Origin of the sequence: Streptomyces sp. NPDC079020 (genome assembly GCF_044542225.1) — a bacterium.
GTDB lineage: Bacteria > Actinomycetota > Actinomycetes > Streptomycetales > Streptomycetaceae > Streptomyces.
This window is the reverse complement of sequence record NZ_JBITUB010000007.1, coordinates 265,680-277,859: the sequence shown is the minus strand read 5'-3', so window position 1 is coordinate 277,859 and position 12,180 is coordinate 265,680. Positions and strand designations below refer to the sequence as shown.

9 protein-coding genes are annotated in these 12,180 nt (G+C 73.7%); all 9 read left to right on the top strand.

Features of this window, described 5'->3' with window-relative positions:
• Positions 1 to 86 precede the first annotated feature (86 nt).
• The 9 genes from ACIGJO_RS17330 to ACIGJO_RS17290 all read left to right on the top strand — a co-directional run bounded on the left by ACIGJO_RS17330 (position 87) and on the right by ACIGJO_RS17290 (position 12,130).
• Positions 87 to 1,256 (top strand): hypothetical protein, encoded by a 1,170-nt coding sequence (locus ACIGJO_RS17330; RefSeq protein ID WP_399958725.1) that lies wholly within the window; start codon positions 87 to 89, stop codon positions 1,254 to 1,256.
• Positions 1,253 to 2,353, top strand: coding sequence for a caspase family protein (locus tag ACIGJO_RS17325; RefSeq protein ID WP_399958723.1), 1,101 nt, complete (start codon positions 1,253 to 1,255; stop codon positions 2,351 to 2,353). The genes ACIGJO_RS17330 and ACIGJO_RS17325 overlap by 4 nt, the downstream gene beginning before the upstream one ends.
• A 101-nt stretch (positions 2,354 to 2,454) precedes the next feature.
• Positions 2,455 to 2,646: an aldo/keto reductase gene (locus ACIGJO_RS17320; protein WP_329946679.1), complete on the top strand. Its 192-nt coding sequence runs from the start codon at positions 2,455 to 2,457 to the stop codon at positions 2,644 to 2,646.
• A 74-nt stretch (positions 2,647 to 2,720) separates the two neighbouring features.
• On the top strand, positions 2,721 to 4,559 hold the full coding sequence (locus ACIGJO_RS17315) for an HEXXH motif domain-containing protein (RefSeq protein ID WP_399958720.1): 1,839 nt from the start codon (positions 2,721 to 2,723) through the stop codon (positions 4,557 to 4,559).
• 136 nt (positions 4,560 to 4,695) lie between these two features.
• Complete coding sequence (locus ACIGJO_RS17310) at positions 4,696 to 6,198, top strand: aldehyde dehydrogenase family protein (protein WP_399958718.1); 1,503 nt, start codon at positions 4,696 to 4,698, stop codon at positions 6,196 to 6,198.
• Between the two features lie 200 nt (positions 6,199 to 6,398).
• Complete coding sequence (locus ACIGJO_RS17305) at positions 6,399 to 7,973, top strand: GMC family oxidoreductase (RefSeq protein WP_399958716.1); 1,575 nt, start codon at positions 6,399 to 6,401, stop codon at positions 7,971 to 7,973.
• Positions 7,970 to 9,115, top strand: coding sequence for a glycine betaine/L-proline ABC transporter ATP-binding protein (locus tag ACIGJO_RS17300; protein WP_399958714.1), 1,146 nt, complete (start codon positions 7,970 to 7,972; stop codon positions 9,113 to 9,115). The genes ACIGJO_RS17305 and ACIGJO_RS17300 overlap by 4 nt, the downstream gene beginning before the upstream one ends.
• Positions 9,115 to 11,139 carry an ABC transporter permease gene (locus ACIGJO_RS17295; protein WP_399958712.1) on the top strand — a complete coding sequence of 675 codons (2,025 nt, stop codon included), beginning with the start codon at positions 9,115 to 9,117 and terminating at the stop codon, positions 11,137 to 11,139. The genes ACIGJO_RS17300 and ACIGJO_RS17295 overlap by 1 nt, the downstream gene beginning before the upstream one ends.
• A gap of 1 nt (position 11,140) precedes the next feature.
• Complete coding sequence (locus ACIGJO_RS17290; protein WP_399958710.1) at positions 11,141 to 12,130, top strand: ABC transporter substrate-binding protein; 990 nt, start codon at positions 11,141 to 11,143, stop codon at positions 12,128 to 12,130.
• Positions 12,131 to 12,180: the final 50 nt, after the last annotated feature.

The window sequence follows — 12,180 nt, the reverse complement described above, 5'->3', positions numbered from 1 at the left end:
CTGTCGTAGCGGAGTGTCCCTCCCGGCCCGCCGGCCGCACGGTCGGCGGGCCGGTCCGGGGACGAGGGACCAACGGGGGCGGACCCATGACCACAGTGCTCTTCATCCACGGCACGGGAGTGCGCGAACCGCATCTCACCGGCCTGCTCGACCGGATCACGCGGGGCCTGGGCACAGCGGCACCCGGTGTCCTCCTGTCCGCCTACCGCTGGGGCGAGCGGTACGGGGCCGCGCTCGCGGCGGGCGGCGCGAGCATCCCGTCCGGACCGGGCACCGGGACGCACCGGAGCGCCGAGGGGCCCGGGGACCCGGAGGACGGGACCGAGGCCTGGGCCCGGCTGTACGAGGACCCCGCGGCCGAACTGGCCCTGGCCGCGGCGGGCGCCACCGCACACGTCACGCCGCCCGGCGCGGCCTTCCCCGACGAGCGGCCCCGGGCCCTGCTCACCGGCCTGGCCGCACGCGGCGAGGACCGGGCCGGACAGCTCGGGCCGGGGCTGGAGCGGGCCGCCGCCGAACTGGCCCGCAGCCCCCTGCTCGCGCCCGCGGCCGAGTCGCTGGACGCCGGGGAACTGCCCTGGGTACTGGCCCGCGCGCTGACCGCCACGGTCCTCACGGCGGCCCTGGAGTCCGGTGAACCGGTACTGGCGGACGGGGACGCCAGGGACGCGGCGGTCGAGGCGCTCGCCGCGCGGCTCGGTGCCGTCCCGGCGGGCACGGAGCGCGGCGCGGTCCTCGGCCTGGTCGCCGGCCCCTTCGTCCGCCTGGGATCCCACTACGCCGTCCGGCGGCGCCGCGCCCTGACGGACGCCGCCCACCCGGCGGCCGGGGACATCCTCAAGTACCTGGCCCGGGGCGAGCGGACGCGCCAGGGACTGCGCGACCTCGTCGCCGCCACCGAACCCCCGGTGGTCCTGCTCGGCCACAGCCTGGGCGGCATCATCGCCCTGGACACCCTGATATCGGGCCCGCTGCCCGGGGTGGAACTGCTGGTGACCGTGGGGTCGCAGGGCCCGTTCCTGTACGAGAGCGGCGCACTGCCCTCGCTCGCCCACCCCGGTCCGCTGCCCGCTCACGTCCCTCACTGGCTGAATCTCTACGACCGCCGGGACCTGCTCGGGTACGCCGCCGAGCCGCTCTTCCCGAACCGCGCACAGGACATCGCGACGGACAGCAGGCAGCCCTTTCCCGTCGCGCACAGCGCCTACTGGAGCGATCCGGCCGTCTACCGCGCGATCGGGGAGCGGCTCCCATGACCCGGGAACGGACCGCACCGCACCGGGTGCTCGCCCTGGTGGTCGGGATCGAGCGGTACGCCGCCGGTGACAGCTGGAACCTGCCGGGACCGGTCAGGGACGCCCTGCGGTTCCGTGACTGGCTGCTGGCACGCGGCGTACCGGAGACCAACATCCTGCTCCACCTCGCGCCGCTGGACGGCGAGGACCCGGGCGTCCCCTTCCGCAGGGCGGACCACAACTCCCTGCGGAACGCCTTCGTCACAGACATCCCCGCCCGCACCGGCGACGCGCTGTGGGTGTGGTGGGGCGGGCACGGGGTGCTGGACAGGGACGAGCGGCTGCGGCTCTACTGCGCCGACGCGACCGTTCCCGACCGGCGCAACATCGATGTCGAATCGGCCCGCAGCACCCTCCGGAGCGACACGCTCACCGGTTTCGCGAGGCAGACGTGGATGGTCGACGCCTGCCAGACGTTCGACGAACGCCACAACTTCCCGCACTCACTGCCGGACGAACGGCTCCCGGTGGGGCAGCGGGTCCAGGCCCATGAACAGGTCCTGATGTTCGCGGCCACCAGGGGGCAGCGCGCGGCCAATGATCCCGAGCGCCGGACAGGGGTGTTCTCGGACATCGTGCTGCGGGAACTCCCCGCCGACCCGGTGCCCGACCCCGACGCCCTGTTCGAGGCGGTACGCGGCCGGCTGGACGCGCTCCGGGCGGCGGGCGGCACCGACCAGCTGCCGACCCTCCACCTGCACAGACCCGGCCGTACCGAGGCCTCCGTTTCACCGCGGGACCCGGCGCGGGCCCGTGCGGCAGGGGCCCGGTCGCTGGCCCGGCTCGTCGAGGCGCTGCTGGCCTACCCCCTGATGAGCGACCGCGAGGAACGGCAGGCGCTCGTCCGTGAACTGCCCGCCGCCGTCGTCGGGCGGATGCCGAGGCACTCGATGCCGCGGACCGATGTCATCGGCATCGTCCGGACTCTCGGGGCGCATCCGGACAGACTGGGAGAACTCTTCGACGCGGTCACCCTGTTCGACGTCGATCCGGAACGGGCCGCCGAACTCCAAGAGGCCATAAAGGAGTTGATCGCTTCCCAGCGGGCAGGAAAATGATCGACTGGCGTGATCACACGGGTTTCCGGAAGGGGTCCCGTTCGTCATGATGGAGTAAACGGTGGCATCGTGTGCCACCGCTCGCGAAGGGGGAGCGCGCCTTGTACCAGCCGGTACCCGCCGACCGCACCAATGACCACGTCGAGAGCGACGTCATGGACCTGGCGGCCGTGAGCATCGCCGATCTGCGCCGCCTCCCGGCCCCCGACCCGGGCCCACGGCTGCTGGCGGAGATCCGGCGCGCCCGGGGCAACGCCATGGTCGGCGGTTCCGAACCCGGACGGGCCGAATAGCCGCATCGCCGCAGGACCGCACGGCCGAACGGAGGGCACGGGCAGGGAGCCCACCGCCGACGACAGGGAGCGATGTGTACGCCCCGATCCGCATGCCCGGCCCGCTGTTCGACGAGATCGCCTCGGGTGGCGGCTCGCGCGAGGCCGTCGCGTTCCTGGTCGAGGGTGAGCGGACCCGTCGCCTTCTGCTGCTGCGCGAGCTCCTGGACCGGCTCGACGAACACCCCGGCATTCTCGGCCCCTTGGACGCGCCCGCGATCTGGCCCGTGCTGGAGACCGCCGCCGCCCGCGCACCGGAAGCCGTGGACGCGCTCCTGCTCAGCCCGCAGGTCGGCAGCTGGCTCGCCCACACCCTGCGCCGTCTGCACGGCACCACCTCGGGCCCGCCGCTGTGGGCGGACGCCGGACAGCTCGCCGCCGTCGCCGCCACGGCGGCGCTGCACGCCGGAACGGACGCCGCACTGCTGCTGCCCGCGCGCTCCGCGACGCTCAGCCTCCCGGCGCTGGGACTCATCAGGCTGCCGCACCCCCCGGCGGACGCCTTCCACCCGGTGCACGCGGCGGTGTCCGGGGGAGCGATCACGGTCCGGTGCCGGGAGAGCGGCGGGGGATACGGCGAACCGGTCGCCGTGCGGCCCCTCACCGACCCGGAATCCGCCCACTGGCAGCCCATGCACCGACTGCCCGTGGGCGAGGGGGCGCGGCACGTCCAGCTGGACGACACCGATCCCTACCGGGACCTGGACGAACCGATCGCCCCCGCCCGCCTGCTTCCCGGCGAACTGGACTCGTGGCAGGCCCTGTTCCGGGACGCCCTGGCCATCCTGCGGCCCGGCGGCGCGGACGCGGGCGCGCTGCGCCCCGAGGAGATCGGCCGGATCGTCCCCTGGCGCCCGCAGGGCGACGGCCGGCGCTTCCCCGTACCGGCCGCCGGACTCAGCGCCTCCACCGGCGACGCGTTCGGCTCCATGGTGGTGGCCAGGCCCGGCGACGGGCTGGCCCTCGCCGAGACCCTCGTGCACGAGTTCCAGCACAGCAAGCTCGGCGCCCTGCTCCATCTCTTCCCGATGCTCGACGACGACCGCGAGGAGCGGCACTACGCCCCCTGGCGCTCCGACCCGCGCCATCTGCCGGGGCTGCTCCACGGCGCGTACGCCTTCGTCGGCGTGGCCGGATTCTGGCGGGACCGGATCGGCGACAGATCCGCCGACCCCGAGGAACTGGCCCCCTTCCAGTTCGCCCTGCGCCGCCTCCAGACCCGTATGGTGCTGCGCACCCTCGCCACGCGGGCGCGGCTCACCGGCCCCGGGCGGCGCCTGGTCGCCCGGCTCTCGCACACCGTGGACGGCTGGCTGCGGGAGCCCGTGGACGAAGCGGCGGTGGCACGGGCCAGAGCCGCCGCGACCAGCCACCGCGTCGAGTGGCGGCTGCGCAATCTGCGGTGCCCGGAGGGCGAACGCGCCGCGCTGCTGGCCGCGTCGGGCTCCGGAGCCGCCCCCGTTCCGCCCTGTCCGCCCCTGATCGTCCCGGCGGCCGGGGGCCGTTCGTACTGGACGGACGGCCGCGGCAGCCTCTATCCGCGTCCCCGTCCGCCGTCCGCCACGCGGCGCACGGCGGACGAACTGCTCGTCGCCGGCGAAGCGCGGGCGGCCCGCGAGGGGTACGGGGCCGGCGCGCGTACGAACCCGGCCGATCCGCACCTGATGGCGGGCTGGCTGCTCGCCCACGCGGAGATCCACCCCGGGCACCGGCGGCTGCTCGCCCGGCCCGAGCGGTTCGCCGCCGTGGCACGGGAGCACGACCCCGGGAGCTGGGAGCGGGTCGCGCGATGGCTGGCGCGGACGGGGCCGGAGAGCCGGGAGCCGGACGGAGACCGGGATGCCGCCCGACGTGAGGCATGTCACCCGGAGTGAGGATCCCGGCATACATTCCCTCGCACCGGGGAGGGGGTCCAGGCCGCCGGCGCGACCGCGAACCCGGTCCGCCGCGCACAGGGCGCTCCCGGCCGACCCGCGGGGAGCTTTTCGGGCACGGAAGGCAGAACATGACATGTCGGCGCTCAGCACCATCCACATCGACGGCACCTGGCGGGCCGCCGGATCCGGGGCGACACGCGAGATCCTGGACCCCGCCGATGCCACCGTCCTGGCGGTCGTCGCCGAGGGCGGTGTCCCCGACACCGACGACGCCGTCGCGGCCGCGCGCCGCGCCTTCGACGACGGCCCGTGGCCGCACAGGCCCGTCGCCGAGCGCGCCGGACTGCTCCGCCGTGTCGCGGAGCTGCTCCGACGCGACCGCGAGGAGATCGCGCTCACCGAGAGCCGCGACACGGGCAAGACCCTCGAAGAGGGCCGCGTCGACGTCGACGACGTGATCCGTGCCTTCCGCTACTTCGCCGACCTCGTCATGAACGAGAGCGGCGGCCGGGTCGTCGACGCGGGGGACCCCGACGTGCACAGCATCGTCGTGCACGAGCCGGTGGGCGTCTGCGCCCTGATCGCCCCCTGGAACTACCCGCTGCTCCAGGCCAGCTGGAAGATCGCCCCGGCGCTCGCCGCGGGAAACACCTTCGTGCTCAAGCCCAGCGAGGTCACCCCGCTCTCCACCGTCCATCTGATCCGGCTGCTCTCCGAGGCCGGACTGCCCGACGGCGCCGCCAACCTCGTCACCGGCGCGGGCGACCCGGTCGGGGCCCGGCTCTCCGAGCACCCGGACGTGGACCTGGTCTCGTTCACCGGCGGCCTCGCCAGCGGCACGAAGGTCGCGCGGGCCGCCGCCCCCACTGTGAAGAAGGTCGCCCTGGAGCTCGGCGGCAAGAATCCCAATGTGGTGTTCGCCGACGCCTGCGCCACCGAGGAGGGCTTCGACACCGCGGTCGACCAGGCGCTGAACGCCGCCTTCTTCCACAGCGGCCAGGTCTGCTCGGCCGGGGCCCGGCTCATCCTGGAGGAGTCCGTCAGCGAACGCTTCGTCACCGAACTGGCCCGCCGGGCCGACGCGATCCGGCTCGGCCGCGGCACCGAGCCGGGCGTCGAGTGCGGCCCGCTCGTCTCCGCCCAGCAGCTCGCCAAGGTCGAGGCGTACGTCGCCTCCGCCCGCGAGGAGGGCGCGGTCGTCCGCTCCGGCGGCGCCCGCCCCGAACCGTCCGCCGTGCGGCCGGCCGGCGGCTACTACTACCGCCCGACCGTGCTGGACGGCTGCCACCGGGGGATGAGGGTGGTACGCGAGGAGACCTTCGGCCCGATCCTCACCGTGGAGACCTTCCGTACCGAGGAAGAGGCCGTGACGCTGGCCAACGACACGGACTACGGTCTCGCGGGCGCCGTCTGGACCTCGGACGGGGGCCGTGCCCGGCGGGTGGCGGGACGGCTGCGCCACGGCACCGTATGGATCAACGACTACCACCCGTACCTTCCGCAGGCCGAATGGGGAGGCTTCGGCAAGTCCGGTACGGGGCGTGAACTGGGCCCCACCGGACTCGCGGAGTACCGCGAGTCCAAGCACATCTACCAGAACCTCAACCCACGCCCGCAGCGCTGGTTCGCCGGCTGAACCGGTCCGGCTGATCCGGCCTTCCGGCTGTCCCGGCCTTCCGGCGGTCCCGGCAGGAACAGCGCCGCACGCGCCCGCGCCCGCCCATCGGGCGGCGCGGTGCCCCCGCACGCTCGTGCCCCCCGCATCCCCCCACATCACCGCTGTCGCATGAACTTCCCCTCTCGTACGCGCATTTCGCAGAAGGAGCAGTGAAGCCGATGCCCCCGTCCCCCCACAGCACCGCACTCCCCGAGCCCGTCGACTACGTGATCGTCGGAGGCGGCACCGCCGGATCGGTCATCGCCTCCCGGCTCACAGAGGACCCCGACGTCACCGTCGCACTGGTCGAGGGCGGCCCCACCGACATCGACCGCGACGACGTGCTCACCCTGCGCCGCTGGCTCGGGCTGCTCGGCGGCGACCTCGACTACGACTACCCCACCACCGAACAGCCGCGCGGCAACTCCCACATCCGCCACAGCCGGGCCCGGGTGCTCGGCGGCTGCTCCTCCCACAACACGCTGATCAGCTTCAAACCACTGCCCGGCGACTGGGACGAGTGGGCCGAGGCGGGTGCCGAGGGCTGGGACGCGGCAGCCATGGACCCGTACTTCGCCCGGCTGCGCAACAACATCGTGCCCGTCGACGAGAAGGACCGTAACGCCATCGCCCGCGACTTCGTCGACGCGGCACGGACGGCGGCCGGGGTCCCGCGTGTCGACAGCTTCAACAGCGAGCCGTTCCACGAGGGCGTGGGCTTCTTCGACCTCGCCTACCACCCCGAGAACAACAAACGCTCCTCGGCCTCCGTGGCCTACCTCCATCCGCACATCGAGGCCGGTGACCGCCCGAACCTCTCGATCCTGCTGGAGACCTGGGCCTACCACCTGGAGTTCGACGGCAACCGCGCCACGGGTGTGCGCGTCCGCACGAAGGACGGCGAGGAGATCCTGCTGCGCGCCCGGCGCGAAGTCCTGGTCTGCGCGGGCGCGGTGGACACCCCGCGGCTGCTGCTGCACTCCGGGATCGGGCCCGCGAAGGACCTGGAGGAACTGGGCATTCCCGTGGTCCACGACCTGCCGGGGGTCGGCGAGAACCTGCTCGACCACCCCGAGTCGGTGATCGTCTGGGAGACCGACGGGCCCATCCCCGAGAACTCCGCCATGGACTCCGACGCCGGACTCTTCGTCCGCCGCGACCCCGGGTCCCGGGGCCCGGACCTGATGTTCCACTTCTACCAGCTCCCGTTCACCGACAACCCGGAGCGGCTCGGCTACGAGAAGCCCGCGCACGGGGTGTCGATGACCCCGAACATCCCCAAACCCCGCAGCCGCGGCCGGCTCTACCTCACCAGCGCCGATCCCGAGGTCAAACCGGCCCTGGACTTCCGCTACTTCACCGACGAGGAGGACCACGACGGCCGCACCCTCGTCGACGGCATCCGGCTCGCCCGCGAGATAGCGAAGACGGAACCGCTCGCCCGCTGGCTCAAGCGGGAGGTGTGCCCCGGCCCCGAGATCACCTCGGACGAGGACATCAGCGCCTACGCCCGCGGAGCCGCGCACACCGTCTACCACCCCGCGGGCACCTGCCGGATGGGTGCGCCCGGGGACCTGGGGGCCGTGGTCGACCCGCGGCTGCGCGTCCGGGGGCTCGACGGCATCCGGATCGCCGACGCCTCCGTCTTTCCGGTCATGCCCGCGGTGAACCCGATGATCGCCGTCCTGATGGTCGGCGAGAAGTGCGCCGAACTGCTCGCGGCCGACGCCCGGACCGGGGGCGAGGGCCGATGACCGGAGCCGCTGCCCCCGTCTTCGCCGTCCGGGACCTGTGGAAGGTCTTCGGCCCCCGCGCCGCCCGCGTCCCCGGCAGCGAGTACGCCGCCCTGCCCGCCGCCGAACTGCGCGAGCGCACCGGATGCACCGTCGCCGTGCGCGAGGTGTCCTTCGACGTCCGCAAGGGCGAGGTGTTCGTCGTGATGGGCCTGTCGGGCTCCGGCAAGTCCACCCTCGTACGCTGTCTCACCCGGCTGATCGAGCCCACCGGCGGCACCATCGCCATCGACGGCGAGGACGTCCTCGCGATGGACCGCGCCCGGCTGCGCGAACTGCGCCGCCACCGTGCCGCGATGGTCTTCCAGCACTTCGGGCTGCTGCCGCACCGCAATGTCCTCGACAACGTCGCCTACGGCCTGGAGATCCAGGGCCTGGGCCGCGCCGAGCGACGGGCCAGGGCGGCCGAACTCGTCGCCAAGGTAGGCCTGTCCGGTCTGGAGGACCGCCGCCCCGCACAGCTCTCCGGCGGGCAGCAGCAGCGCGTCGGGCTGGCACGGGCACTCGCCGTCGACCCGTCCGTCCTCCTCTTCGACGAACCGTTCAGCGCGCTCGACCCGCTGATCCGCCGGGAGATGCAGGACGAAGTGGTCAGACTCCACCGCGAGGAGGGCCGCACGATGGTGTTCATCACCCACGACCTCGGCGAGGCGCTGCGCCTGGGCACCCGGATCGCCCTGATGCGCGACGGCGGCATCGTGCAGCTCGGCACCCCCGAGGAGATCGTCGGATCGCCCGCCGACGATTACGTACGCGAGTTCGTCCGGGACGTGCCGCGCGAACAGGTCCTCACCGTCTCCACCGCCATGCGGCCCCCGGCCGCCGGGGAGAGCGGACGCGGTCCGGCGCTGCGCCCCGACGCCACCGTCCTCGAGGCGATCGAAGCGGTCGCCCGCACCGGTGAGCCCGCCGCCCGGGTCATGGCCGGCGGAAGGCTGGTCGGCGTCGTCGACCACGCGTGCCTGCTCGCCGTCGTCGCGGGGACCGGGGCGCCCGCGGAATCCTCCGACGGGTTCCCCGCCCGCGACCGGGCCGGCCGTGAAGCGCCCTTCGGTGGCACCGGGGCACAGGCCCCGGACGGTGGCCACGAGGTGACCGCCTGATGGCCACCGTCCAGCCCTCACCCGCGCCTCCCTCCGCCTCCGCCTCCGCCTCCGCCACCGCCACCGGCCCGGCGCCCGGGAGTCCGCGCCGGGGGCCGGTGGCCGCGCCGCGCCGCCGGTCCGCCCTCGCCGGACTCGTGCTGCTCGCGGTGCTCGCCGCCGTCGTGGTGCCGCTCGTCCATGCCCGCTGGGGCAGTGGAGCCTGGCCCGGTGCGCTCACCGTGGACCTGTCGGCGCCGCTCGGCGACGTGACCGCCTGGATCGTGGGAAACCGCGACAGCCACCCGGTGTTCCTCTACTTCTTCGGCCACATCAGCAACGCGGTCGTGGTCTGCGTACGCGGTGTCTACCTCTTCCTGCTGGCCCTCGGCTGGGCGGGTGTCACCGCGCTGGCCGCCGTCGTCGCCTGGCGCGCGGCCGGCCTCCGGCTCGCCCTGACGGCCGCGGTCTCGTTCCTCGTGTGCGGGCTGCTGGGCATGTGGGTGCCGACCCTGCAGACGCTCGCGCTGATGACCGTCGCGGTTCTCGCCTCCGTGGTGCTCGGCCTGCTCCTCGGGCTCGCGGCAGGGCTCTCCGACCGGGCCTTCCGGGTGCTGCGGCCCGTGCTCGACACCATGCAGGTGCTGCCGGCCTTCGCCTATCTGCTGCCCGTGGTGCTCGTCTTCGGCATCGGTGTGCCCGGAGCGGTCCTGGCCACCGTCGTCTACGCGGCTCCGCCGATGGCGCGGCTCACGGCCCTCGGCCTGCGCGGCGCCGACCGGGGGGTCATGGAGGCGGTGTCCTCGCTCGGCGCGACCGGCGGACAGCGCCTGCTGACCGCCCGGCTGCCGCTGGCCCGCAAGGAACTCCTGCTGGGCCTCGACCAGACCATCATGATGGCGCTGTCCATGGCCGTCATCGCGTCGGTGATCGGTGCCGGAGGCCTCGGCGACCGCGTCTACCAGGCCCTGTCCTCGGTCGATGTGGGCGCAGCCCTCGCCGCGGGCATCCCGATCGTGCTCCTCGCCGTCGTCCTGGACCGTACGACGGAGGCGGCCGGACGGCGGATCGGCACGGCGTCCGCCGGTTCCGCCGCTCCGCGGGGCGCGCGCGGCTGGGCCCTGGCCGCCGGGATCACGGCGGCCGTCGCCGTGGCGGGACGGCTCACGGACGGCCGCGTCTGGCCCGAGGGCCTGACCGTGGCCATCGCCCAGCCGGTCAACACCGCCAAGGAGTGGATGGTCGACCACCTCTACACCGGAGTGCCCGTCGTCGGCGGTACCGCCGACTGGGCCGCGGGCTTCACGGACTGGATCCTCAACCCGCTGCGCGGCGCACTGCAGGGCCTGCCCTGGTGGTCGGTGCTGCTGATCGTCGCGGCCCTCGCCCGGACCCTCGGTACCTGGCGGACCACGGCCACCGCGGTCCTGGCCATGGCGGCCATCGGTGTCCTCGGCGTCTGGGAACCGTCCATGGACACACTCAGCCAGGTCATCGCCGCCGTCGCCGTCACTCTCGTCCTGGGCTTCACCATCGCCGTCGCGGCGGCCCGCAGCGAACGCCTGGAGAGGCTGCTGCGGCCGGTGCTGGACATCTTCCATACCATGCCGCAGTTCGTGTATCTGATCCCCGTCGTCGCCCTGTTCGGCGTCGGCCGCGCCCCCGCCGCCGCGGCGGCCGTCGTCTACGCGCTGCCCGCAGTCGTCCGCATCACCACGCAGGGCCTGCGGAGCGTCGACCCGGCCGCCATGGAGTGCGCCCGCTCGCTGGGCGCCACCCGCGGCCAGCAGCTGCGTCAGGTCCAACTGCCCCTGGCCCGGCCCGCCCTGCTGCTCGCCGTGAACCAGGGTGTCGTCCTCGTCCTCGCGGTGGTCATCATCGGCGGACTGGTCGGATCCGGTGCGCTCGGCTACCAGGTGGTGCTCGGCCTCGGCCAGGGCGACCTGGCCACCGGACTCGTCGCCGGGGCCGCGATCGTCTGCCTCGGCCTGATGCTGGACCGGGTCACCCAGCCCACCGACCGCCGCCGGCACCAGGAGAGCTGACATGACGCGCACCCGTACCCGCACCCGTACCCGCGTCCGTACGTTCGCGGCCGTCTCGTCGGCCGCGGCGCTGCTGGCCGTCACCGGCTGCGGCGCGGCCGACATGACCCGCCAGACATCGCCCTTCGCCGCGCCCGGCGGGATCAGGACCGTCACCCTCTCCGTGCAGTCCTGGGTCGGCGCCCAGGCCAACGTGGCGGTCGCCCAGCGGCTCCTGGAGGACGAGCTCGGCTACCGCGTCGACCTCGTGCAGACGGACGAGGTCCCCGCCTGGGACGCGCTCAGCCAGGGCCGCGTCGACGCGATCCTGGAGGACTGGGGGCACCCGGACCAGGAGAAGCTGTACGTCGACGAGAAGAGGACCATCGTGCGCGGCGGGGACCTCGGGGTCACCGGGCACATCGGCTGGTACGTACCGAAGTACTGGGCGGACGAGCACCCCGACGTCACCGACTGGAAGAACCTGAACGCGTACGCGGACGATCTGCGCACCGCGGAGAGCGGTGACAAGGGCCAGCTGATGGACGGTTCACCGTCGTACGTCACGAATGACACGGCGCTGGTGAAGAACCTCGGCCTGGACTACAAGGTGGTCTTCGCCGGGTCCGAGGCCGCGCAGATCACCCAGATCCAGCAGTTCGCCAAGGAGAAGAAGCCCTTCCTCAGCTACTGGTACCGGCCGCAGTGGCTGTTCAACGAGGTGTCGATGGTGGAGGTGGAGCTTCCCGCGTACACCGACGAGTGCGGGGCGAAGGCGCCCGCGGACATCGACTGCGCGTACCCGAGGACGCCGCTCCAGAAGTACCTCAACGCGGACTTCGCGCGGCGCGGCGGCGAGGCGGCCGCGTTCCTGAAGAAGTTCCGGTGGTCCGAGGGGGCGCAGAACGAGGTGTCGGCGCTGATCGCCTCGGAGAAGCTCACCCCGCGGGAGGCCGCCGAGCGGTGGATCAGGGCCAACCCGGACGTGTGGCGGCAGTGGCTGCCGCGGTGACCGGCCGGTCACCGGCGTGAGCGGGTCGCGGGCCGGGGAGCACATCCCCG

Coding starts and splice junctions, on each gene's coding strand:
- ACIGJO_RS17325 (WP_399958723.1), top strand. CDS start 1,253: ATGACCCGGGAACGGACCGCACCGCACCGGGTGCTCGCCCTGGTGGTC.
- ACIGJO_RS17295 (WP_399958712.1), top strand. CDS start 9,115: ATGGCCACCGTCCAGCCCTCACCCGCGCCTCCCTCCGCCTCCGCCTCC.
- ACIGJO_RS17305 (WP_399958716.1), top strand. CDS start 6,399: ATGCCCCCGTCCCCCCACAGCACCGCACTCCCCGAGCCCGTCGACTAC.
- ACIGJO_RS17290 (WP_399958710.1), top strand. CDS start 11,141: ATGACGCGCACCCGTACCCGCACCCGTACCCGCGTCCGTACGTTCGCG.
- ACIGJO_RS17300 (WP_399958714.1), top strand. CDS start 7,970: ATGACCGGAGCCGCTGCCCCCGTCTTCGCCGTCCGGGACCTGTGGAAG.
- ACIGJO_RS17330 (WP_399958725.1), top strand. CDS start 87: ATGACCACAGTGCTCTTCATCCACGGCACGGGAGTGCGCGAACCGCAT.
- ACIGJO_RS17310 (WP_399958718.1), top strand. CDS start 4,696: ATGTCGGCGCTCAGCACCATCCACATCGACGGCACCTGGCGGGCCGCC.